General features: G+C 49.1%; 16 protein-coding genes. 5 read left to right on the top strand and 11 right to left on the bottom strand.

What is annotated here, in order from left to right; genetic code table 11:
• The first annotated feature begins 92 nt into the window (after nt 1-92).
• From CPH80_RS04565 to CPH80_RS04550, 4 genes are read left to right on the top strand one after another with little or no spacing between them, the layout of a single operon-like run.
• Nucleotides 93-1,817: a type I restriction-modification system subunit M gene (locus CPH80_RS04565; RefSeq protein WP_096275818.1), complete on the top strand. Its 1,725-nt coding sequence runs from the start codon at nt 93-95 to the stop codon at nt 1,815-1,817.
• Nucleotides 1,810-3,108, top strand: coding sequence for a restriction endonuclease subunit S (locus CPH80_RS04560; protein ID WP_096275817.1), 1,299 nt, complete (start codon nt 1,810-1,812; stop codon nt 3,106-3,108). The genes CPH80_RS04565 and CPH80_RS04560 overlap by 8 nt, the downstream gene beginning before the upstream one ends.
• A gap of 19 nt (nt 3,109-3,127) precedes the next feature.
• A complete protein-coding gene (locus CPH80_RS04555; protein ID WP_096275816.1) occupies nt 3,128-6,280 on the top strand; it encodes a type I restriction endonuclease subunit R in 3,153 nt (1,050 codons plus the stop codon).
• The gene (locus CPH80_RS04550) at nt 6,277-7,005 is read left to right on the top strand and encodes a M48 family metallopeptidase (protein ID WP_227520351.1); all 729 of its coding nucleotides are present in this window, start codon (nt 6,277-6,279) and stop codon (nt 7,003-7,005) included. The genes CPH80_RS04555 and CPH80_RS04550 overlap by 4 nt, the downstream gene beginning before the upstream one ends.
• Before the next feature lie 226 nt (nt 7,006-7,231).
• Here the strand turns inward: CPH80_RS04550 and CPH80_RS04545 are convergent, their stop codons facing one another.
• The gene (locus CPH80_RS04545; protein WP_096275815.1) at nt 7,232-8,413 is read right to left on the bottom strand and encodes a reverse transcriptase domain-containing protein; all 1,182 of its coding nucleotides are present in this window, start codon (nt 8,411-8,413) and stop codon (nt 7,232-7,234) included.
• A gap of 225 nt (nt 8,414-8,638) precedes the next feature.
• Here CPH80_RS04545 and CPH80_RS04540 point away from each other — a divergent pair, with 225 nt between their 5' ends.
• On the top strand, nt 8,639-8,824 hold the full coding sequence (locus CPH80_RS04540; protein ID WP_096275814.1) for a hypothetical protein: 186 nt from the start codon (nt 8,639-8,641) through the stop codon (nt 8,822-8,824).
• A gap of 1,636 nt (nt 8,825-10,460) precedes the next feature.
• Here CPH80_RS04540 and CPH80_RS04535 read toward each other — a convergent pair.
• The 10 genes from CPH80_RS04535 to CPH80_RS04490 all read right to left on the bottom strand — a co-directional run bounded on the left by CPH80_RS04535 (nt 10,461) and on the right by CPH80_RS04490 (nt 23,366).
• Nucleotides 10,461-11,099 (bottom strand): metallophosphatase domain-containing protein, encoded by a 639-nt coding sequence (locus tag CPH80_RS04535; RefSeq protein ID WP_096275813.1) that lies wholly within the window; start codon nt 11,097-11,099, stop codon nt 10,461-10,463.
• Complete coding sequence (locus CPH80_RS04530; RefSeq protein WP_096275812.1) at nt 11,099-11,551, bottom strand: NIF family HAD-type phosphatase; 453 nt, start codon at nt 11,549-11,551, stop codon at nt 11,099-11,101. The genes CPH80_RS04535 and CPH80_RS04530 overlap by 1 nt, the downstream gene beginning before the upstream one ends.
• The gene (locus CPH80_RS04525) at nt 11,548-11,961 is read right to left on the bottom strand and encodes a hypothetical protein (RefSeq protein WP_096275811.1); all 414 of its coding nucleotides are present in this window, start codon (nt 11,959-11,961) and stop codon (nt 11,548-11,550) included. Before CPH80_RS04525 ends, CPH80_RS04530 begins: the two co-directional genes overlap by 4 nt.
• A 200-nt stretch (nt 11,962-12,161) precedes the next feature.
• Complete coding sequence (locus tag CPH80_RS04520) at nt 12,162-12,404, bottom strand: hypothetical protein (protein WP_096281397.1); 243 nt, start codon at nt 12,402-12,404, stop codon at nt 12,162-12,164.
• Between the two features lie 633 nt (nt 12,405-13,037).
• On the bottom strand, nt 13,038-14,021 hold the full coding sequence (locus CPH80_RS04515) for an AcrVA2 family anti-CRISPR protein (RefSeq protein ID WP_096275810.1): 984 nt from the start codon (nt 14,019-14,021) through the stop codon (nt 13,038-13,040).
• A 419-nt stretch (nt 14,022-14,440) separates the two neighbouring features.
• On the bottom strand, nt 14,441-15,829 hold the full coding sequence (locus tag CPH80_RS04510) for a hypothetical protein (RefSeq protein WP_134035141.1): 1,389 nt from the start codon (nt 15,827-15,829) through the stop codon (nt 14,441-14,443).
• Between the two features lie 531 nt (nt 15,830-16,360).
• Nucleotides 16,361-17,524 (bottom strand): hypothetical protein, encoded by a 1,164-nt coding sequence (locus tag CPH80_RS04505; protein ID WP_096275808.1) that lies wholly within the window; start codon nt 17,522-17,524, stop codon nt 16,361-16,363.
• Nucleotides 17,517-21,164 carry an ATP-binding protein gene (locus CPH80_RS04500; protein WP_096275807.1) on the bottom strand — a complete coding sequence of 1,216 codons (3,648 nt, stop codon included), beginning with the start codon at nt 21,162-21,164 and terminating at the stop codon, nt 17,517-17,519. Before CPH80_RS04500 ends, CPH80_RS04505 begins: the two co-directional genes overlap by 8 nt.
• Complete coding sequence (locus CPH80_RS04495) at nt 21,161-21,856, bottom strand: DUF4194 domain-containing protein (RefSeq protein WP_157746849.1); 696 nt, start codon at nt 21,854-21,856, stop codon at nt 21,161-21,163. Before CPH80_RS04495 ends, CPH80_RS04500 begins: the two co-directional genes overlap by 4 nt.
• Entirely contained in the window at nt 21,849-23,366 is a 1,518-nt protein-coding gene (locus CPH80_RS04490; RefSeq protein WP_096275805.1) for a Wadjet anti-phage system protein JetA family protein, read from the bottom strand. Before CPH80_RS04490 ends, CPH80_RS04495 begins: the two co-directional genes overlap by 8 nt.
• Between the last annotated feature and the right edge of the window lie 73 nt (nt 23,367-23,439).

The raw sequence follows: 23,439 nt of genomic DNA, 5'->3' as shown, positions 1-23,439 counted from the left end.
TCCGGCTACACTGGCGGTCAGTTTTAAACGGAGTTAGGCACCCTCCTCGATCAACTCAGTTAAAAAAATTCCTAGGAACGGACCCCCATCGAATGAGCCACAACATCACGCTACAGCAACTCGAATCCTTCCTCTGGGAAACCGCTGACATCCTACGCGGCAACATGGACGCTTCCGAATTTAAGGACTACATCTTCGGCATGATGTTCCTCAAGCGCCTGTCAGACGCCTTCGAGGAAGCTCAGGAAGCGGTTATTCAGTATTACCGGGACAAAGGCAAAACCGAAGCCGAGGCTCGTGAGCTTGCGAATGATGAAGACGAATACGACAAAACCTTCTACATCCCGCCCATTGCCCGCTGGGATGCCATCAAGGACCTGAAGCACGACATCGGCGCGGAGCTGAACAAAGCCACCGAAGCCATCGAAGAGTTCAACGCTTCACTGGAAGGCGTGTTGGTGTCTATCGATTTCAATATCAAGAACAAGCTGTCTGACAAAAAGCTGCGGGATCTACTCAGCCATTTCAGCCGCTACCGCCTGCGCAATGCCGATTTTGAACGCCCGGACTTGCTGGGCACCGCCTATGAATATCTGATCAAGATGTTTGCCGACAGCGCCGGTAAGAAAGGCGGCGAGTTCTACACCCCGTCCGAGGTGGTGCAACTGCTAGTTGCCTTGCTGAAACCCCATGCGGGCATGCGTATCTATGACCCTACTGCCGGCTCTGGCGGCATGCTGGTGCAAACCCGTAACTACCTTGCAGAACAGGGTGAAAACCCTTTTAACCTGTCCCTGGCCGGTCAGGAGATGAACCTGAATACGTGGGCCATCTGCAAGATGAACATGTTCTTGCACGGGGTCTACAGCGCGGACATTCGCAAGGGCGATACGCTGGGCAACCCGCAGCACACCCAAGGTGGCGAGCTGATGACCTTTGATCGGGTAATCGCCAACCCACCCTTCAGCCTGAAGAAGTGGGGCAAGGAAGAAGCGGACAACGATGCCTACGGGCGATTCCCCTATGGCACCCCGCCCAAAGACTCCGGTGATCTGGCGTTCGTCCAACACATGATTGCCAGCTTGAATGCAGAAGGAATGATGGGCGTCGTAATGCCCCACGGCGTTCTATTCCGGGGTTCCAGCGAAAAGGCAATACGCCAGGGCATTCTGAATGATGACCTGCTGGAAGCCGTGGTGGGCTTGCCTGCCGCGCTGTTCTACGGCACGGGCATCCCTGCCTGCCTTTTGATCATCAATAAGAACAAGCCCGCTGAACGCAGGGGCAAGGTACTGTTCATCAACGGCGAGCTGGAATACGAAGAAGGCAAAAACCAGAACAAATTACGCCCCCAGGACATCGACAAGATCGTCACCGCCTTTGACGACTATGCGGACATCAAACGCTATGCCAAAGTCGTCACCCTGGCAGAGATTGCGGACAACGATTACAACCTCAACATCCGCCGCTACGCTGACACCTCACTACCTCCGGAAATCTTCGACGTGCGTGCCATCCTGCACGGTGGCATTCCGGTGCGGGAAGTAGAAAGCGAATACATCCGCGAAGAAATACTGGACGGCTTTGACATGTCCACAGTGTTCGTAAGGCGGGTTGATGACTATTACGACTTCAAGCCCGAAATCGACAGCAAGGAAGCCATTCGGGAAGTGGCCGGTGATGTCGCCGCGCCTGTGATCAGTCAGCTGGAACGCTGGTGGGACAAATACCGGGTGTCACTGAACGAGCTGGATGCGAAGGTGGCGGAAGCAGAAAGTGTGATGAAGGGTTATTTGCAGGAGCTTGGTTATGAGTGATAGGGCTCCGGAAGGGTGGACAGAATGCTCGCTAAATGATGTGTCCACCGTAGTTACAAAAGGAACGACTCCCACCACTAGTGGAGCGAGCTACGCTCGGAGTGGCATAAAATTTATCCGCGTCGAAAATATTTCTAAAGCTGGCGCTATCGATGAACGAGATTTGAAATTCATTGATACGCAAACTCATGATTCGTTGAAGCGTTCCCAGCTCCATGCTGGAGACCTCTTGGTATCAATAGCGGGAGCGATTGGACGATCGGCAATAGTAAGGAAATACAACCTACCGGCTAACACCAATCAAGCTGTTGGGATAGTCAGGTTTCGTAATAATGAAGTCATTCCCGATTTTATAAGGTATTCAATTGAAAGCCCATATACAGCTAAACAAATAAGTGATTCGCAGGCTGGTAATGCTCAGATAAATTTAAACTTGGCACAGCTCGGTGGATTGCGAATATATCGCCCACCACTCCCCGAACAACAAAAAATCGCCACCATCCTGTCATCCGTCGATAACGTCATCGAAACAACACGCGCACAGACCGACAAGCTGAAAGACCTGAAAACCGGCATGATGCAGGAGTTGTTGACGAAAGGGATTGGGGTGGACGGCGTTCCGCATACGGAATTCAAGGATTCGCCGGTGGGGCGGATTCCGGCTCGGTGGAAGATTCTTCCACTTGAAGAATTGTGCAGTAAGATCAGCGTTGGAATTGCAAGTTCAACGACGCACGCCTATTCCAGCGAAGGTATTCCTCTATTAAGGAATCAGAATATTTTGCCTGACGCTATCAGGCGCACGGATATGCTACTAATTTCTGAAAAATTTTCAGAAAAGAATGCTTCTAAAAAGATCAGGTCAGGTGATGTCGTTACGGTACGGACCGGCTACCCTGGTATATCTGCGGTAGTTCCAGATGAATATGATGGCTGCCATAGTTTTACAACACTCATCTCCCGACCGAAGAAAACAAAACTTAATCCGTATTTCCTTTCAATGTTAATCAATTCAGATTACGGGAAAAGCTTCGTAATTGGAGGTCAAGCAGGGGGCGCACAGCAGAACCTAAATGTGGCTGTATTGAAAAACTTTCCAGTTATATTGCCACCGCTGGATGAGCAAACGGAAATGTTCAAACTTATGAATGGAATCGCACTGAAAATTAATTTGATCAACAAAAAACTTGCCGTGTTAGTAGACGCTAAAAAGGCCCTGATGCAAGACCTCCTGACCGGCAAGGTCCGCGTCAACACCAAACAAAATGAAAAGGAGTCAGTGGTGGCCTGATTAAGGCATCCATCCCCTTATGTTATTTCAGGACGAAATTGAAAAGGTCGAACAACCTGCCATTGAACAGCTGCAAAAGCTGGGCTGGACCTACATATCCGGCGCTGCACTGGCTCCCGTCTTACCCGTGGACGGCTCACCCTTGGGCGAACGCGGCTATTACCGGGATGTCGTTTTAACTAATCGTCTTGAAGCCGCCATTCAGCGCCTGAACCCCTGGATCAGTGACGAAAACTTGCGCAAGGTACTTCGGGAGTTTACCCACCCCTTCCATGCCGGATTGATGGAATACAACCACGCCATCTATCAGTTGCTGGTTAATTACCTGTCGGTGGAGCAGGACCTGGGCAAGGGACGTAAAGGCCAGACCGTCAAGATCATTGATTTCGATACCCCGGACAACAACGAATTCCTCTGTACAAACCAGTTTAAGGTGGAGGGCGCTAACCAGAACATCATTCCCGATGTCGTCTGCTTTGTGAACGGCTTGCCGCTGGCGGTGATTGAATGCAAGTCCCCTTACCTTTCCAGCCCTATGGCAGAGGGCATCGATCAGTTGCGCCGTTACGCCAACCTGCGCCGCCCGGAAGACGATGAAGGCGCTCAGCGGCTGTTCTGGTACAACCAGCTGATGGTATCGACCTGTCGGGATCAAGCCAAGGTGGGCACCATCAGTTCCACCGCGCAGCATTATGGGGACTGGAAAGACGCGTACCCGTTCACCGATGCGGACATTCGGGAACAGTTGGCAAAGTCGCTGCCGGTGACTGGTGCAGATGACCACAAGATCAGTGATGTGCCCTCCCCGGAATATCTGGTGAAAGCCAAACAGGTTGCCTTTGGAGAGCCCGAAGTCAACGCACCCCTGACAGCACAAGAACGCCTGTTGGCAGGCATATTCAACCCCGCTAGCTTCCTGGATCTGATCCAGAACTTCACCCTTTACGAGCCGGTGGACGGTCGCCTGATCAAGAAGGTGGCGAGGTATCAGCAGTATCGAGCCGTAAACAAGGTGATAGAGCGCCTAAAAACCGGCACCACGCGCAAAGAGAAGTCCGGGATAGTCTGGCATACCCAAGGGTCGGGAAAGTCCCTGACCATGGTCATGTTGGCGGTGAAGATGCGCCGTGATCCGGAGCTTCAGCAATACAAGCTGGTGTTCGTCACCGACCGCACCCAGTTGGACAGCCAGTTATCGACGACCTTCCGTGATGCCCAGAATGAAACCGTCTACAACGCCGACTCGGTCGCTGCACTGAAAGACCTGCTGAAGAAGGATTCGTCCGACATCGTAACGGCCATGGTGCAGAAGTTTCAGGATGCCGAAAAGGAAGGCGACTTCACCGACCTGAACCCCAGCGACAAGATCATTGTGTTGGCGGATGAAGCCCACCGCACCCAGTTTGGCGGCTTGGCCATGACCATCAACGCCGCCCTGCCCAATGCGCCCAAGATCGGCTTTACCGGCACCCCGTTACTGAAAACCCAAAAGATGGACCAAGCCTTCGGTGGCTACATCGACCAATACAAGATCAACGAAGCCGTGGAAGACGGTGCCACCGTGCGCATTATCTACGAAGGTCGTCAGGTACAGAGCGATGTTGTGGGTGACTCACTGGATGCGTTGTTTGAAGAGTACTTCAAAGACAAAAGCGACGACGAAAAGCGGGAGATCAAAAAGAAGTACGGAGTGGAACGCGCCATACGGGAAGCCCCGGCGCGGATTCGCTGGGTATGTATCGACCTGCTGAAACATTACCGGGAAAAGATTCAGCCCAATGGGTTCAAAGCCATGATTGTCGTGGGGAGTCGTCATGCGGCCACCGTTTTCAAAAAGTCGCTGGACGAACTGGGCGCGCCCCCTTCTGAAGTCATCATCTCCGGCACTCACAATGACCCGGCGTACCTGACTCAATACACGGACAAAGCCCGACAGAAGAAGGTGATCAAGAGCTACACCAAGCCACTGGGTACGGATAAAGAGAAGGAAGACCCCACCGCCTTCCTGATCGTCAAAGATATGCTGCTGACTGGCTTTGACGCCCCTATTGCCCAAGTGATGTACATTGATCGCAGCCTGAAGGACCACACCCTGATGCAGGCAATTGCGCGGGTGAACCGTACCTATAAAGGTAAAGCTTGCGGCTATGTGGTGGATTACTACGGCTTGTCCGACTACCTGACCGAAGCCCTGAACCAATTCAGCAGTGACGATGTGGAAGGCACCTACCACACGCTGAAGGATGAAATCCCCAAGCTAAAAGCCTCTCACACCCGCGTGGCTTCGATATTTTCCGGCGTTAAAAACAGCCTTGAGCCAGGCGAGGTAAAAATAGATGTGGATGACTATGTTCTGTGCTTGAAGGATGAAGATGTTCGGCAACAATTTGAACTCTCATTTAAACGCTTCGCCAAGCAAATGGATGTCATCCTGCCGGATACCGCCGCCAAGCCATTCATCCCAGACCTTAAGTTATGGGGCAAGGTCCAGAATGCTGCCCGCACTCGTTACCGCGACCCAGGACTGAACATTTCAGACGCCGGGGAAAAGGTGCGCAAGCTGGTGGATGAACACATTATCAGCACGGGTGTAGACCCCAAGATTCCACCGGTCGACCTCATGGCGGAAAATTTCAAGGAGATGGTGGACCAGATCAAATCCCCCGAATCCCGTGCCTCGGAAATCGAAAGCGCCATCAAACACCACCTCATCGTGAACCTGGATGAAGACCCGGAGTATTACAAATCACTGAGTCTGCGCCTGCGCGACATCATTGAAAAGACAGCGGGCAAGTGGGATCAGCAACTAGAACTGCTGTTGCAGATGGTCAGCAGCATCGAAACCGAACACAAGAAGGAAGCGGACGACCTGGGCCTGAGTGAAACGGAGTTCGCCTTTTACAACATCCTGATGGCAGAGGTGGCGGCGCACATCGGGGAAGACACCTTCAGCGAAGCCGTCCACGATGAAATCAAAACAACCAGCCAAGACCTGGTGGGCATGTTTGATGAAGCCACCCAAATTGTGGACTTCTTCAGCAAACCGGATGAAGTGAAGCGGATGAAGAAGGAAATCAAGCGGGCGATTCTGGACTGTTCCTTTGGTGAAAAAGCCGTTGTCACCGAGGTGCAGGATCGCTTCCTCGAACTGGCAAAGACGAAATTTTCATGATGAGAACTACTCATAAACCGACCAAACCAGAATATCGTGATGGTGATGGGTTTATTGCCGAGATCATCCGCACCAGTCGGCGTAAAACAGCTGACGTGCGCGTTGAGGAAGGCTCTGTAACAGTGGTTGTTCCTCAACACACTAAGCCTGAGAAAATCGATCAGATATTGGCTGAAAAGCGCCAGTGGGTTCGGGAAAAAATTGCATTGCATCTTGAGGCTGCGCCAATCAGCGCTAAAGAATATGTTTCCGGCGAGGCCTTCAGCTACCTGGGGCGCAATTATCGACTCAAGGTCGAAGAGGGTCCCTTTGCGCCAGTAAAGCTAATAAATGGTCGTTTAGTTGTGACGACTCCGCATGGCTCCAAACAGCCACATATGATCCGAAACGCCCTCACCCGATGGTTCAAGCATCAAGCCAACAACAAGTTGCGAGTTAAAGTGGACCGTTACGCGGCTGTCGTTGGGGCGCATCCCAACGGTGTCGGCATCAGATCCTTTAAGTCGCGCTGGGGAAGCTGCACTATCAACGGTCGCGTGGAGTTCAACTGGAAAATCATCATGGCCCCAATTAGGATTGTTGATTACATTGTTGTCCACGAACTTTGCCATCTAAAACAGCATGACCACTCCCCTGCCTATTGGCGGGAAGTTGAACGGATCATGCCGGATTATCAGGAATGCAGGGAGTGGTTGAAGGAAAATGCCCCTTCTTTAGAAATTTGAGTGTAGGGAATTGCAACTTTTCAACATAAAGCTTGGCTCGACTTGCTACTCTTGAGTTCTTATGGAACGGGTCTTCCGAAGCTTGAAGAAAATGGATCCCTTCACTCGGATCGATCGATTCCTGACGCAAGGAAGGATACTGGCAACTAGCTGATGGATTACTACAACAAGCCACCCGTGATCGCAGAAGAAAAACTTATAATATTGCCCGGTATTAGTTGACTACTCAAGCTACGCCGAGAAATTTTTTCTGGTTCTCATCAAGACTATTCATCTTTACTCCAATTCCGTTTTCTACAACAAATCGTATTGTTTTATTCTTTTCAGCGTACAATTTATCCTTGATACTTTGATAATTTTGACAAACGTCATAAGCTTGTAGATACCCCAAAATCATAGAATCCAATCTTTTCTCTAATCCAAAAAGACGGACGTTGTTTTTAAGGCAATAATTAATGTTCTGAAAACTGGATAGATTTGATATCAATCTTCGAATTTTATTATTTGATAGCTCTAAGCAATAATTATTGGATTCAGTTAATGAACAATCGATTCCCAAAAATTCAACTTTATCTTCCGGGCAAAATATAGCAGTTTTCTTATCACTGACTAATAATCCTAATCCACTTAGGCAAGAAATCACCTCCAACTTCGCTTTTTCTGCTTCAGAATGACTTGAGCACAAAACAACAAAATCGTCGGCGTATCGCACTAAAGAATATCCTTTTTTCTCTACGAAGAGATCAAGCTGGTCTAAATACAAATTAGCGAGGAAAGGACTAAGTGGCATTCCTTGGCGTATTCCCGTGCCTTTTTTCAATCCTTTTGCTTCTGCTTTCTTCAGGTCAGCTTGAGAGCGGAACTCGGAATCACACTCTATTATATCGAAAATAAGCTGGCGTATTGATGGATAACGAATTTTACTTTTAACACGCTTTATCAATTCAATTCTTGGAATAGTGTCGAAGAATGCCTCAACATCCACTTTAACAACGTAAGGGAAATTTGTTCTCAATGCCAAAAATTTCTCAAGGGCTTTTTTAACAGTCTTGCCTTTCAGGAACCCATAGTTTGATTGAGATTTGAAGATTGATTTATCTGAAAGGAAATCTAATAAGGCCGACTGAACGATGCGGTCTTGGATAATTGGAATATTAATAATCCGGTAATCGCCATTTTCTTTTGGGATCGTAAACGCTGAGAGATTAGAAAAACGGTAACGACGCTTCCGAAGTTCCTGTTGAATTAGCTCAAGCTGCTTATTGCTAATAGAGTTGAAATCTTCAACAGAAACTCTATCAACTCCACTTACTAAGCGTTTTGAGCCAGTTGCGCGCGAATTTATTTTTTTCCAAGATTTTAAAAGCCGAGAGTTATTCGAAACGTTATAAAGTGCAGTTTGCCCCATCGTTAAGGCCTTTATATAGGTAGGACACGCTAGGAGGAGATAACTCTTGCCGGTTTGACCCTTAAAATCCCCACAAACCGATCGAGAAGTCCACTGCCCTGAGTCACAGCCTCACATAAATCGTGATTGAGCGACCAAGCGCCTGCGCATCGGTGATCATCATCACTTGCGCCAGTGTGCCAAAGCGTTCTTTCCAACTCAAGCAGCAATTGCCCGGGGGTGCGAATGCTTATCATTGCGATCCCGGAGTCTCTGGTGTTTGGCCTGGTTATCGATTCCGGCCCAACAACCATCGCGATGAGCAATAACAGTGCTGATACAGCTGATAACACCGTTGCCCAACCCTCTAACGCTCTAGACTTGGATTCACGAACTTTCACCGAACTGCCTCCACGCTCCAGCCCTCGCTGAAAAAGAACCTCATCGGCTTCCCGGGTCGTTCTGGGGATTAGAAGCCAATGTATTGACGCACTGCCCTGAGTCACTGCCTCACATAAATCGTGATTGAGCGACCAAGCGCCTGCGCATCGGTGATCATCATCACTTGCGCCAGTCCGCCAAAGCGTTCTTTCCAACTCAAGCAGCAAAGAATAAACAGCTGCGATGAGCACTATTACAATATATAGTATTCGCGGACGCCATTCAACACACGATGAAGTGGTTTCGACTGTATTCTCGAATACAAAATTACTTAATACTGCATTGTGCTCCCTTGCCGTTGAGCCAGTTTTCGGCCTCCGCAATGTAGGATTGGTAGAACTCAAGCCCTAAACGCGCAAGGGAGACTGGATGAGTATCCTCAATTCTAATTCTCAGATGCCCCCATGGAGGGTTAAACCACTTACCTCGGTTTTTAAATCGTACAACTTTCGGGTCAGTTTGTACGATCCTTGTGTCGAGATCGAGTATAAAATCTGGGGAGTCTATATCTATTGTTAGTGTTCCATCCTCAATGTAGGAGGAGATTCTGTTCAACAAGAACCCTCAACCGCTTCGGTCAGACATTTGCAGTTTTAAAGGTTTCGTGACTGTACCTGAAATGCTGTGCATCTCTGAGTTTCAGGCTTGTTTTAGAAAGATCAGCAAAGGATCTTTTTTCCGTAGCGGATTGCGATGGTATGCATGCCACACGAGTTTAGCCGTTTGGGGGCAACCTGAAGTGGTTTCGCGCACTCCGAAATCTGCCAACCAACGCAGTGTAATGGACCAGTGCGACAGACAGCGTCGTTGCTTTGAACAACCTAGAGTATCAATCTGAGACAAGAAAGAAGGGCAGAAATGCGGTCCGAATTAACCAGCAGTGGTTTTGCGCCGAAGAGCGCTCCTACAACCAGGAAGCCTTTGCGAACATTTAATGCGCAGCACCACAAACAGAAATGGAGCCTAAACGGCCCCAAAACTTCACCTTTGCAGGTGCTTTCATTCTAATGCACACCGGACTCAGCGGGTTATGCGAGAAGTGCTCATCCTTGAGCGAAGCCGCCTATAAGGCGGTCAACAACACCAGTCGAAATTGAAGTAACACTACCCTCAAAATCAATGACGTTTTTTTAAGCCGCCCTAGGGCGGTGAATGAAAGCTGAACTATCTCACTTCTCTCAACCTTCAATACCAGCATAGCGAATATAGAACAAAAGTCAACAACTCATTGATTTTATTGTTTTTTGTCAACCATTTTTGGTTGTCAACGACGACCAGTAACAGAAATACCCACTATTCGAGGGGCGACGGGGCGTCTCATTCCCTGCTTCAATCCGATGCAAGCAGATGCGGTGTCGCCTACCTGATATGAAATTCGGGCGAGACGGCCTTGAAATAAGTTGGGACTTAACTGGCACCTACACTGAAGACTTTAAATCGGATCTAGAGAAGGAATTCGAGAGGATCTGCCGCAGAGCTACAAAAACTTTTTAGCGACATTTCCTGAGCAAACTTTTCAAGCACACCCGAGATAGGGGTCACCAGCCATGACCAAAGAGATCCTCGAAACCCCCGCTATCAGCGGCTTTGTTGGATTTACCGCGAAAAAGCATTAAATCTCCGTTCCTCAAAGATCTATGATGATCGGAGGGTTGATAGGCTTGTATCTCTCAGTGCAGATGCTTGCATTAGCGAATTTGATTCCGTCACTTTCGCGAACGGCGAAGCCGTACGATTCGTGGATGTGACCGCAGATGTGGGCTTTGAGCTGAGGTAGCTGGTCAATCTTCTTTCCAAGAGGAAAGCACCCTACGTGCTGACCAAGATCCGGGATGTAATCAAATATCCCCAGGGCAGGTCCGTGCGTCACAAGAACATCTGTGTTGTCCGGGACAAGCTTGAGACGGCCCCAGCGCTCTCCCTCTTTTGCGTTGAAAGCCATCCATCGGAAGACTGGCTGCCATGGGAACCCGTAAAAGTTCAGCCCCTCAATAGACGTTGCTTCTCCCCGAAGATAGGTAATCCCCTGCTTTTCACACATCTCCCCGGACCACTCGGGATACTTTTCAAAGCACCAGTCGTGATTACCTGCGATCAGGATTTTGTGACTGTGAGGCTGAGACCCGAGCCAGCGCGTGAAGTCGTCGAGCTGCGGCAGGGAGCCTGAACCAGTGCAGTCTCCTGCGTGCACTAAGACATCCCCATCAGGGATCGGGAGAATCTTTTCGTGCAGGCTATGTGTGTCAGAGATGCAGACAAGTCGCATCACAAGTCTCTCAGGTCTACCCGGAAGCTGGGCTCCAATAAGCGAGTTCGGATTTTGATATCCTCGAGCGCGTCTTTGAGCGCTCGATCATCATCAGCGTACGGTGGACGGTATTCCGGAATTTGGATCCACCATTCTTCTTCCCCAGGGACAATAACCCCCTCCTGGTCATCGAGGAGAAAAGCATCCTCACGGCCGCAGGCTGATTTTGGTTTCAGCGTCCCGGCTGGTCGAATAACTTCGAGATCTGAAAACCACATAGGTGCTGTATGCTCAGCGACGAGCAGCTTTTGGACCGCCGACGCCCGCTCTTCGCTCACACTGGTGTAAATCATCAAATCGCAGAGTTCCGCTGAATGTTCAAGAAATAGGTAAAGACCAGGGCGAGGAATTTGAGAGACTGCGTTGCTGAGCAAAGTCCCTTCAAGATCAAGACACAGAAGCGGCTTCACAGCTCACCGCGCTCAATTTGGCGCTTGATGTCATCCATATCGGCATCTGGCGCTAGCAGTCGTCTACTCAGCTCATCTTCGCGGATCGTGATTTCATTACCTGCGCCTTTGCATTCAAACCGCAGTCGCGGGGTCACGTAGATGCGCCGACCAGGGTGTGGAGGGGTGCTCAGCAAAGAGGGGCTGCACACGATATCGCCGACCTGATAGTCATCGGTCAAGCACTTAGTTACAACTCCGTATACAACCGTCTTCACTATCTGGTCATCACGAGTCAACTGGGCAAGCGTCCACATCGAGAGAACAACCTCAGGCTCATTTTTGGAGTTACGCCGGCGCAGCTCCTCCCGCTGCCTGCGATCGATATCAGCAATGTCGTTGTCTCCTAAGCCAAACAGATCTTTGCTCATGTTATTGCTCAATCCGACTTGCCAGCTCAAACCTACTCTAATGCGCAATATGCCCTCTGACTACTTAGCTTGTTATGGGTTACCTTCCCCCAATCACTAAATCACTCACGGCTCAGTAATGTCAGTTAATGACCCTGACCGATGACTGGGCGCTTACCAGAGAAGGGGCGGATTTACACTCTAAAGCTCTAATGGGCCATTTACCGCTTCTCTCCACGGTCTTTCATGAAATCCTCTGAAACGCCTTCTCCGTCGAACCATGCTTCCCAGTGTTCTGGGTCAGCAGCGGGGTCTATGGGTCGCTCTAATTTCTTGACTGACCCTCTCAGTTTTTCCAGGGGCTCAGACTCGTGGGGAAGCGGCTCTGTCAGCTCGTCCGCGTGGGCTCCGCAGGCATCCAGGTCTTTGAGTAGCTCCTGTTCTGTTGGTCGTTTCTTTTTCATGGAGACCCCTCGCTTACCTTCGTCATGGCCTTCTTGCCTGAGGTCTACTTGGATATTTGCATCACCAGGAGCGCACAGGGCCCTTGCCGGGCGCAAAGAAATGGGGCCTAAACGGCCCCAAAACTTCACCTTTGCAGGTGCTTTCATTCTAATGAACACCGGACTCAGCCGGTTATGCGAGAAGTGCTCATCCTTGAGCGAAGCCGCCTATAAGGCGGTCAATAACACCAGTCGAAGTTGATGTAACACTACCCTCAAAATCAATGACGTTTTTTTAAGCCGCCCTAGGGCGGTGAATGAAAGCTGAACTATCTCACTTCTCTCAACCTTCAATACCAGTATAGCGAATATAGAACAAAAGTCAATAACTCGTTGATTTTAATATTCTTTGTCAACCATTTTTGGTTGTCAACGACAACCAGTAACAGAAATGCCCACTATTCGAGGGGCGGCGGGGGCGTCTCATCCCCTGCTTCTATCCGATGCAATCACATGCTATTGATGTTCGGCTCTCGGTTTAGTCTGAACGCCCAGAGCACGCCTGTCCTCTTCGATATCGAAAGCTCACAATGCGCCTATACAACAGAACGTTAATTTGGCAATGGGGTGGATTTCCCAACCGGATCCAGAGTCTCAGTCGAGCTTAGATAAGTCATCATTTTCCACTGCGGCCACCAAAGTGGGCGGCAGCCACTTACACCGAAACTTCCGCTCACCTTCGCGTGGGCCTGACCAGAAACCGTGCCAATGCGCTCGGCGCAGGTGTGGGCGCACGGTACGCCCGGTAGGCTCACTGTCGTATTCACGGCGTAGCCTTTCGCCAATACTTTCGGCGACGTACCAAATGCGCGGTTTTGATGGCGGGAAAAGCCGCCATCCTTTTTTTGTGCGTTTGGGCTTAGGCGTACGTGCAAGCTCGCCGGGGTGCTCACGGTCTTCTATCTCCGGCTCCTCGCTGCACAAATAAAGTACCAGGGCCAGCAAAGGCTGGATTGCCACACTAGACGCCTGAATAAAATCAGAGTCCATTTCAGGCAATGCAAGGCCGTTTTTAGCCGACTGATTTTGGGCCTCGCCGTACCACCGAGAAATTGCTTCCGTGACCGTCCAGGAGCCAATGTGTAATATTTGAGGACATAACCCTTGGTCTGTATCAAGCAACAACCTTAGCTCTGGGCGACTGTCATTAATGTCATGCTCAACATGAGCCCAAAACCCGTGTAGAGTTTCGCCATGCCACTTCCGTCCCGGAGTTTCTATATAGACACACCATTCCGGCAGACGTAACAGAACGTCTGTTGGCATATCACCAACTATACCTGTATCCGCCAACGCTCCCGCCACGTCTTCATCGAAGCGATATATTCCTTGGGTGTAACGCCATGTGCCGACAGCGGCCAGCCTTGACGCATCACCAGCGGCTCGAAGCATTGCAGGGCTGCCCATTGGGGCACCCTCGGAAGCTATCGCAACCCAGGCGGCCAGGGGCATAAAACACCAATCCGGCCAGTTGGGGAGATCTACCCCTTTGGCTTGGCGGAAAGAGTCTACATTGTGCCAGACATGAGGTTGTTGCTTGGAGATGCGGTTGAGGTGAAGGAGGGCGCGCGGGATCATTGGTTGTCACCCTGAACCGGTACGTCGGCAATAGATTTACTTAGGTTGACAAGAACTAGAACTCTGTCGGACCCATTCAAGATTCTTGCGGGAGACCTGTACCGACTAACAACCAGTACTTCGTTAGTTTCTTCCTGATTTTGTATTTTGATTTTCAATTTTAGTTACCAGCTTTAGAGTAAGCTTAATAACTTCTTTTAAAACAATCAATTATAAACCTAGTATATTCATGGCAAAAACTGTCAACAAATGTAAAACCTTCATGCAGCAGGTCGGCAAACGATAAAAATGAGACAACGTAGGTCCTGTGGCGGCGGGAACAACTGCCGTAGTCTCACTACAGAAGCCTTTTCCTTTAAAGGGTGGTATCCACCTTTATCTACCCTGAGCAATGGAAAAGATGTGGCCCGCCGATTCTGTTACAACCTAAATGCTTGGCCTGATAAGACCTTTGACCAAAACCCAGCGATATCATGTTCGAACCGGCGGGCTGTAGCTCGTAAACTGCTTTCTTTAACTTCCAAATACATAGCAAGCTGTCGCCAAGACTTCGCGTTAAAGTTACTTTGAACACGCTCTATTTTTCTCAAAAGGTCCTCAGCAATATCGTCAGACTTCTGAAAGAAATGTGCCGTGGCGGGAGTCTTTATTGGAATGGCTGGGATAGACCCGGACAATACCTGAGTTAGATCGGCATTTTCGACGCCGAGCAGGCCTCGACTTCTCAATAAACTTCTTATTTGATCTGGTTTGCGCCCTGTAATTTTTGCCACTTCGCGAATGCAGACCCGTTTTCCATTCAGGAGATAATGAATAGCATCTTCGCGGTAGAGTTGCCCTCCACTGCTCCCGATTCGAGCGAATCTTTCCGCCACCGCATCTAAAGCGTGCTGATCACACAATGGTTGTTCTCTGAAATGATAAAGAAATCTGGATAAGAATTTCGCAGTGTCTTTGTCATCAACCTTTAGATCCCTCGCTACCGCCCGCACACCATCGTATAGGTAATATTTTGTTTTTTTATACATCACCCTTCTCGTTCCACTGCGCCCGCCGATGGAACCTGGCGTGGCAACATTTAGTAGGTTTTCCTCGCCAATCTCCGCCGCCACGATTTCACAATGATCACTTTCTGCTGCTTTCGCTTCAGCAAGTTTAACATCGGTATTTAGCATCCTAATACTAAGCCACCTCTCGCTCTCACTCGAGAAGTTAAAGGAGTCTCTTAAAGCCTTGTAAAGCCGATTGCTGGGGTTCTTCTCTGGACTTCCCGGGCGCGTAGCGTTCATGAAGTGCCAACGTATTCGTTCGGAAACTGTGCATTGAGTCATCCCCACATACTTTTTCCCAGCGTGTGGACCTTGAATGAAGTTAATCTGATAAATAGTACAGGGCGCTGTCTTTGCGAAATTTGTCGTGGCATGAATCAGCGCTTCATGACTAATTATTGTTCCATCTCGCTCGATGACGTCGGAGGCTGACTTTTTCAACCTTGCGAGGTATCGACCGAAATTCTGTTCGGTAGGAAGCTGCATTTCGCTATGGCGTATAGCCAGATCCTGCCCAATTAGGCGGTAAAGTTCACGTGTGGTGTATCCCGCCCCGTCCAAAACCCAGCTTTTTCGACGGTGCATGCCGCTCTCAATGCTGTGTATCAGTTTACTCCTTACCTTCAGGAGTGTTTCCTCTCTTTGTTCCACAGACATGTTATACCAGCTCGGGAGTCGGTATTTTCGTTGAACCCTATCAAAGCAACTTTTAAGCGCACTTTCAGTTACTTCGTACCCGTGGCCTTTAAGCTCGATCATTAGATCCTTTAGCGCAACTGTCCTTGTAATTTTAAACATTCTGGACCTCAGCGTTCATATTGAGCGCAGTTTCATTTGACATTCTACTGATTTTCTCACTTTCAACTTGAGTCAATAACAACTTAGGTCATGATTGAAAAATTGTAAAGCATTGTTTTAAAACAGTTAATTTCACTTTAAATAAATGCATCGCCAATAATTTACGAATAATTAAATTACGTTATTTCAAATTATTGAAAACTATGACGTATTTAAAGTGTTATATGTGAATGATGGGAAAATGAATATTTTGATGATCTATACATATAGGATAAAAATGCGTTTTATTTCACTAGCTGCCGATTGGGAGAAGATCTTATCGGCACCTTCAAAAGCCTTTCCTCATTTGATTTTCCTATATCCAGAGGATCTTCCGATGAAAAAAAGGGCCAATGGAAAATCCACTGGCCCTTATTAACTACCCGACTGGCGCAAGCCAGATCCACTTTAGGTGAACGGCTTGTGTTCATTCAGCGCCTTTTTTGTACCTGGTTAGGCGACGCTAATGGCCGCTTCCTGATCCACACACAATCCAGTTTTTTCCATAACGGGGATAACATGCTGATCAATCCAGGGGCATCCCGTCAGCATTACCCTGCCCTGAGCTTCTTTTCCAGATGCTTTAAGTTGGTGTCCCTCACCTGCCAGCAAGCGCTCGGTGAGAAGATGGTAACCTGGCTGCCAGGGCTTTAGGGATGGAAACGCCTGCCGCATTTGCGCATAAATTCTAAGACCAGCAGGATCAAGGTCGCCAAAATAGTAGATTGGTACAGGTAAATCGGAATGCCCGCACCAGCCCCGCATAAAGCGATCAAGCCACTCAGGATCCGGGAGCGGGGATGATGACCAATAAAACCTGGCCATACCGGGCTCACGGATGCGTGAGGCCGTCCCTTTGAAGCCTTGAGCATAGAGCACCGTGAATGCTTCAACGCCGGGAATACGACCGTCTGCGGCAGCAACAAAGGTATCCATATTTTCGACTACCAAAAGCCCCTGACATTCTGGTCGATAGGATCCTTCGATCAGGATGGGCCGAGCCTCAAGAGCCATCAAGTCCTGACCAAACAGCTGATTCAGGATTCTTTCTTTACCCCTAAGGGCCTTTGAGTCACCCCAAAACAACGCGGCACTGGCCTGATAAAGCGACAACCGGGATCTTGAAAGCAGATCGGGCAGCTTGGCCAGACGGGCAATAACTTCGCGAGCGGGGTAATGCGACAGTGAAGAGAAACTGGAAGGTTTCAAGATCGTCAGATCTTGGAATTGCTCGCGGTAATAGTCAGCCTCCCGTTGCCATGCTTCTAAGGCCGGATCACCTGCCGGACGATCAAGCCATTGACGAACAGACTCCTCCCCCTCAGGAAGAAAGACAATCCGGACGTGCTCCCAGGGCGCAATCGTTGATAGGCCACGTTTGCGTGTCCTTTCAATGTCAATAATGCCCTGCTCAGAGAGGCGCGTCAGGTTATGCCAGGCCACCTCATCGTCTTCTGGTTCCTTTGGAGAGAAAAGCTCCGGGTACAGTCCCTCCGTGATCAACTCGGAGATTCTTTTCTTTCGGTCATCGAAACTCGTTTTATCCACGAGGTCCAATAAGCGGTTCAGGCAGCGCCTTGTGCAGGGATTATGGATAAAGCCAGGTACATCAATCATGGACTTCATCCGATTCCAGCTCTTCAAGGAAGTCGAGTTCGCCTGAGAAAGAGGAAAAGTCCATTTGATCAGCCTTATTACGGATCTGGGTTTTCTCACGGTCATAAAGTTCACTGACGGCCTCCTCTTTCATCCACGCTGTGTGAACAAAAACACGCGTGTTCAGTTCGCCAATAGGCTCCGGTGATGGTGACTTGGACACGTCGTACTTCAACTGGACCTGATCGTAATAGATCGATGCCTTAGTGTTGGGAACAACAAAGATAACCTGAAGCTGAAGATCACGGGACAGGTAGTTGATCACGGCCTTTGAGCGCTGCTCATCCAGCTTGGCAAAGGATTCATCAATCATCACCATGCGAAGGCTTTGCGGTTGCTGATCGAACTTGAGCGCTGAACTCAGGGCGGCAGATTTGATGACGTAGCTTGGGGTTTCAAGCTGTGCACCTGAACCGGTACCGTAGTTTTTCAATGAAATTTCATGCCCATCAACGATCTTGATGATGTCATACGACCGATAGTTTCGGTAATCTGTAATCCGGTTCAGCTCCTCAACAGCCTTGTTGATGTCATCACTGATAAGAAGGTTTTGAATGCGCTCAAAGACAGTCATGCCTCGTTCTGACAGCACCCCCTCATCAAGCAGGTCTTCATTGAAGCCCTTTTCCGTGACCTCGTTAAAGAACTGATAAAGATCGTTGTACCGAGGGACCATTACCGACGTGAATTTATAGCGCTCATCGCCGAATCTGATGTGCTCAAGGCGGCGATTGAGCAAGTCCAGTCGATCCTTGCCACCACGAATCGAGTTTGTCATCTTGACACAAATTTCATTCACGAAAATGTCTTGAAAGCTCCGCGACATTGTCTTTAATTTGTCTTTATGTTTCGCCAGAATGTCGTTCCTGAACTGCTTCAGTAACACATCAATTTGGCGATAAAGGTCGGTCAGTACCACGAACTCTTTTGAGATACTGCTGATGTCATTTTCATTTGTTGTAAGGTTGTTATAAACCGAAACATCGAGTGCGCACTGCCTGACCCCCTTGATATTGAAGTTTTGAGAAGCCTCGTTCAGTGTGCGGGCAGCGGCTGCAATCCGTCTGTGGTGTTGCGGGTCGTTGTGATGAAGAGCATCTTGCTTGCCGCTTGCGGCTTCATCAATGGCCTCCAACTCACTACCAATCACGATGGATGGCCAGTAGGAGCACATGCCTCGCAGACCTTCCTCTTCCGTCTCTACCGCTTCACTGTCTATCTCTTTCTGTTTTTGAAGGTGGTTAATGTCTCGGTCAAGGCGGGCAATATCATTGCCAAGAACGGCGGCATTTTTGAATTCCGCCAGGCTCTTGTCGGAGGCCTTGGTTTGTTGTTCTTTGGTCAGTTCAATTTCTTTCCGCAACTCCTCAATGTCTGTGAGATCGAGAGAGGCCAAATTTTTTCGCAGACGATCAATCTTGGAGTGGGTTGACTCAAGTGTTTCGATGCGACTTAGAAGTCCGGGTGAACGACTCTGGTCACACGATTTATGCCAGAAAGAAGTCGCTCGAAATTTCTTATCAAGCTCGGATTGAACACCAATAAGATCGACCAGGCGTTCTTTCTTGGCCTTAAGGGCCCGTTCGCGGGCATTCTGTCCAAATACCAGATCCTCCTCGCTCATGTTGACCACAAACATCTTGTAACCGCCAGAGCATTGGCGGGTTTTCATCAGGCCGCGAGCTGTCCGGGTCAGTGTTTGGGTGTCATCAACCATAATGACGTTGCTAAAAGCGCCTTTTACGTAAGCTTCGGCAACTGGATGGGAAAAGGTCAGAAGATTAACAATGGAGTCAGAGGGCGGCGTCTTGCCCTCTATATCCTTGATCGATTTACGAGCCTGAACCACTGAGGTACTGTTTTTGATCCGCTTTAAAAGATCAATGGCCTCTCGTTCATACTCCTGGTCAACCAGAATGTTAAACCGGTTGTTCCCGAGAAAGCCTTCAATGGCGACCTGCCAGTCATCGTCCTTAACATCAATGTGATCGCACAGGATGGAGGCTTCCGCTTCCGGAAGCTCAGACTCAATCAGTTTTAGTGCCTGTTTTACGTAACCCGGAAGGGTAATCTGACCGGCATTTTCGAGATTACTGATCTCCGTTTTCAGTTCCAGGATGTTGGTATCCGTGTCGCGTTTATCAGACTGGATTTTATAGTGCCTTTCCTCAATGCCCGGACGAACGTCACGAAGATGAGCGGTAACATTCTGGTACGCCGCATCAATCTTTTCCAGAATAGGCTTTTCGTCTGTCATTGACGACGCGCCCGCCTGATTGAGCCATTCAATCAGTGCCCTGTTTGCCCAAGAATCCGATGTAATAGCCGTTTCAAAGAGCGTGCGCCAAGACTCAACGTCACCATCCGGGGCGCAGTGATGCGGCTGGGATAGGACCTGGAGACCGTTTTCAGCCATCTGACGCTGCTGATGGCGAAGGTCATTGGCTTGAACCAGTTGAACGGTATTTTCACCCAGTGCCACTTCAGCCTCGGTCAACTGATTTTCGAGAGCTGTTTTCTGCTGGTAAACATCGATGCCTTGAGCCTTGGCTTTCAGGTCAATGAGCGTTTCATTAAGCTGGTTTGCCTGATTCTTATGATCTTCAGCCTGGGTTTCAGCCACCATTTTTTTCTTTTTGTTGTCATCGCGGTTGCGGCTATTGACAAGGTATTCATCCTGGGTCGCCAGTTCCTTTCGCTTCAACTCTTCATACCGCGACAGCCCTTCACGAATACGAAGTTTCACAAGGGAGCCGGCTGCATTTTGCATGGTCTCCAGGTCATCCGTGGCTGCTGAAATATGTTGCGCTTCGCGCTCCATTTCATGGATGGTCTTCATGATGCGGGAGACGTCCTGAATGTTCTCTTTCATATCATCCGCTTCAAGCACCTCTTCACGGACAAAGTCATCGAGGCCCGAGTCCATTTTTCTGTACGCCATGAACTTAGACAGCTGACGGGCTGAATTTTTAGCTTCGTTCGCGTTACACAATTCCTTGCCTTGCAGTGCCCCATAGAAGTGAGCGAGATAATCCCCCTTGCCTGAGCACAGTTGATATTGAACACTGGGATAGTGTTTTTTGAAGTGTTCACGAATGCGATCCGGGGCAACCACCACGTCCCTCCCGTTGGTTGACTCCAAAAACTGATCGCAGCTCAGTTCATGCCCCTTGATCACGGCATAATAGTCACCCTCCTCTTTCGCAGTGACTTTCGTGCCAGATCGATCCAGCCGTGCGGACACGCTGATGACGGCAGTGACGGATTCAGACCGCTCATTGGACTTATCAGGACGGAAAACCGCAATCAGATGACAGTGGGCCCCATTAGGGCGGGCATAACGACCATCATCACAACCCAAAACATATGAAGCCAGGGATCGGCTCTCTTTAGTCTTGCTTTGCTGCTTGGCTTCATCCTGGCCCGGATTGTATTGGTAAAGTCCACTGTATGCTGCGGTCATCACCGTTTGAATGGCGTCAAGAATGGTGGTCTTACCCGCAGCGGAGTGACCGGTTATCAGGTTCAACCTTCCGTCAAACTCGTACTCGCCAATGGGGATGTTGGCCCAGTTAATCAGCCCAATCTTTAACAGTTTCATCGAGCACCCTCGTCATCTGTCATTGCCAGGGATAAATTACCACTGGTGCCTGGCTGAAACTCTTCTTCCTCTTCGCCATCAATTCCGAGTTCCTCTCGAACCTGCTGAACGACAGATTCCATGCTAAAACACAGGATATTGCTGCGAAAACCAATCAGAGCATCAGGGTCCGAAGCATCTTTATACTCGATTACCCGAAGGCCTCTCAGGAATCGAAGCAGCTCGTCCCGTTCACTTTCCTTGTCCAGCGTTTGCTTGGCGACCATCGCAAAGGTGTGATTGAACTTTTCAATATCAACGAAAGCGGTGCCGTCATCAGATAGTTGACCTTCTCTCAATGTTTCTTCAAAAAGGTACCGGGCCACAATCAGTACGATCTTCTCATTACGACGAAGTTTTCTCTGATAGTGGTTCTGCTCGATGTCGTCATTGTAGACCCCAGGAATATCGGAACCTGGCGGATAGCACACTACGTACTGATGTTGTTCGTGATGAACAACGCGAAAACCAAGCACGCCAAGATACTCTTGAATTAAGACCTGAAGCCGAATGAACTGATCGTAGCGCTCCGCTTCCTTGTTCGATTGTTTGCGGTAAATAGCTTGGTCAGCCAGCAGTCGCTTCACAACCTCCCGAAATTCTCCAAGGCTTGAATTTGCTTTCTTCAATTCACTGTCGATAACTTCAAACATGAGGATCCTCAAAGCCAGTATTTCCCGTACCGACGTATTCGATTTCGTAATCATCAGCCGTCATATAGCGATTTTCATAGGTTCGACCGAGCGGGTGCACCACGAAGTCTTCATCCGGGTTGGAAACACTCCCCACAATCGGTCCATTAAGTACGAACAACAAGGAGTCCACATCGTTGATAAGGACTTCGCTGGCCTGGATTCGACGCCCTTCGGCAAGGTGTTTGATGGCCTGCTTTCTTATCTGGCTGCTGGTCACTGCAAACATGGTTTCGATCTTATTCATAATATAGCGTTGGCGCATCTGATCCGGTGTTTCCATTAGAGACTCAACGATGGAATCGTCAATTTTGACTCTCTCGCGACGATCAGGAAGTGTGACAGCAGCAGGATTAATAAGGCGGATATCGAGACGACCATGATCATTCAAACTGTTGTCCAGGACAGCATTGAACATGGATTCGTTCATCGATTTGAGGTCACCCACCAATTTGAACACCGATTTATGTTCATTCTCACCAAAGGCAATCGTGGTCAGATGATCAATGAGCATTTGAGCACGACGCATGAACTTATCGGCCTGGGAGCGAAGCTCCGGAATCTTGAAATCGCAGGCATTCATGAGTCGGCGCTCGATGGTTTGAAGTGCCCAGAGAAAAATGGAATCCCTGTCTCCGGGTTTATGGAGATTTGGGTACAGACGCCTGAGCCGCTTCTCGATCTTGGCTTTAGTAGGATTCGGCAGCCCCTGTAATTGACGAAGAATATCCAGAATCTCAGCCTTGTGACGTTCAATGGAGTCGGTTTTCATCCGGGTTTCGAATTCTGGAATCAAGCGCTTTTGGGCATAGTCGATAAAATCCTCACCCGCCTGTTTGGCGTGTTCAATGTTGTCATCAACGGCCTTCAACAATTGGCGACGCTTACTGTCCAACTCTTCAATCAGGTTGTTTAGATCGGAAATAATTTCGCCAGAGTTTTTGGTGGCAATCATCAGGTGATCCACCTCCGGATTCTGGCTCAAGGTACTGCTGAAGAAATGTTGAAGGTTAGCCAGTGTAGAGCGTGTGTTCTGTGTGTCCGTGATGATTTCTTCAAACACTCGAACGAACGGCGCAGAAAATTGCCGACCCATGCCCGATAGCTGGTAGGACTTTCGCATCGCAACCGGATCTGCATACTCAGTAATCCAGCCGCTATCAAGCAGTTTTCGGAGAATCCTTGCAGCGCGGTCGTGCACAGACAATCGATCCTCTTTCTCTTCAGGATCATCTACGGACGGATCAAAATCCATCAACGCTGTCCGATTGATCGCACCGTGAAAAATGGTCAGAACGTCCTCTCTTGTCAGATGAACGCCGTAATCTGCCTCCGGGCCATTGAGTCGCAAATAAAGTTCGCGAATGCATGACACCACCACTTCTCGGTAACGTCCGACCAGCGGTTTAAAGAAATTAACCTGCTCATCGACGAAAAAGGGTTCTGTGCGTTCTTTATCGTGTTGCGACATAAAAATCCGGTTAGTGGATAATAGGACAAAATATAAGATCGATGGATTATAGGTCAGTCAAATGTAACGTCAA

Origin of the sequence: Marinobacter sp. LV10R510-11A (genome assembly GCF_900215155.1) — a bacterium.
In the GTDB taxonomy this organism is placed as follows: Bacteria; Pseudomonadota; Gammaproteobacteria; order Pseudomonadales; family Oleiphilaceae; genus Marinobacter.
Note: the sequence above shows the minus strand (reverse complement) of the source record. Positions and strands in the feature narration are given on the sequence as shown.

Bases quoted from the DNA above. Each gene is read 5' to 3' on its own strand.
- CPH80_RS04565 (WP_096275818.1), top strand. From the start codon at position 93: ATGAGCCACAACATCACGCTACAGCAACTCGAATCCTTCCTCTGGGAA.
- CPH80_RS04560 (WP_096275817.1), top strand. From the start codon at position 1,810: ATGAGTGATAGGGCTCCGGAAGGGTGGACAGAATGCTCGCTAAATGAT.
- CPH80_RS04555 (WP_096275816.1), top strand. From the start codon at position 3,128: ATGTTATTTCAGGACGAAATTGAAAAGGTCGAACAACCTGCCATTGAA.
- CPH80_RS04550 (WP_227520351.1), top strand. From the start codon at position 6,277: ATGATGAGAACTACTCATAAACCGACCAAACCAGAATATCGTGATGGT.
- CPH80_RS04545 (WP_096275815.1), bottom strand. From the start codon at position 8,413: ATGGGGCAAACTGCACTTTATAACGTTTCGAATAACTCTCGGCTTTTA.
- CPH80_RS04540 (WP_096275814.1), top strand. From the start codon at position 8,639: ATGCTTATCATTGCGATCCCGGAGTCTCTGGTGTTTGGCCTGGTTATC.
- CPH80_RS04535 (WP_096275813.1), bottom strand. From the start codon at position 11,099: ATGCGACTTGTCTGCATCTCTGACACACATAGCCTGCACGAAAAGATT.
- CPH80_RS04525 (WP_096275811.1), bottom strand. From the start codon at position 11,961: ATGAGCAAAGATCTGTTTGGCTTAGGAGACAACGACATTGCTGATATC.
- CPH80_RS04520 (WP_096281397.1), bottom strand. From the start codon at position 12,404: ATGAAAAAGAAACGACCAACAGAACAGGAGCTACTCAAAGACCTGGAT.
- CPH80_RS04515 (WP_096275810.1), bottom strand. From the start codon at position 14,021: ATGATCCCGCGCGCCCTCCTTCACCTCAACCGCATCTCCAAGCAACAA.
- CPH80_RS04510 (WP_134035141.1), bottom strand. From the start codon at position 15,829: ATGATCGAGCTTAAAGGCCACGGGTACGAAGTAACTGAAAGTGCGCTT.
- CPH80_RS04505 (WP_096275808.1), bottom strand. From the start codon at position 17,524: ATGATTGATGTACCTGGCTTTATCCATAATCCCTGCACAAGGCGCTGC.
- CPH80_RS04500 (WP_096275807.1), bottom strand. From the start codon at position 21,164: ATGAAACTGTTAAAGATTGGGCTGATTAACTGGGCCAACATCCCCATT.
- CPH80_RS04495 (WP_157746849.1), bottom strand. From the start codon at position 21,856: ATGTTTGAAGTTATCGACAGTGAATTGAAGAAAGCAAATTCAAGCCTT.
- CPH80_RS04490 (WP_096275805.1), bottom strand. From the start codon at position 23,366: ATGTCGCAACACGATAAAGAACGCACAGAACCCTTTTTCGTCGATGAG.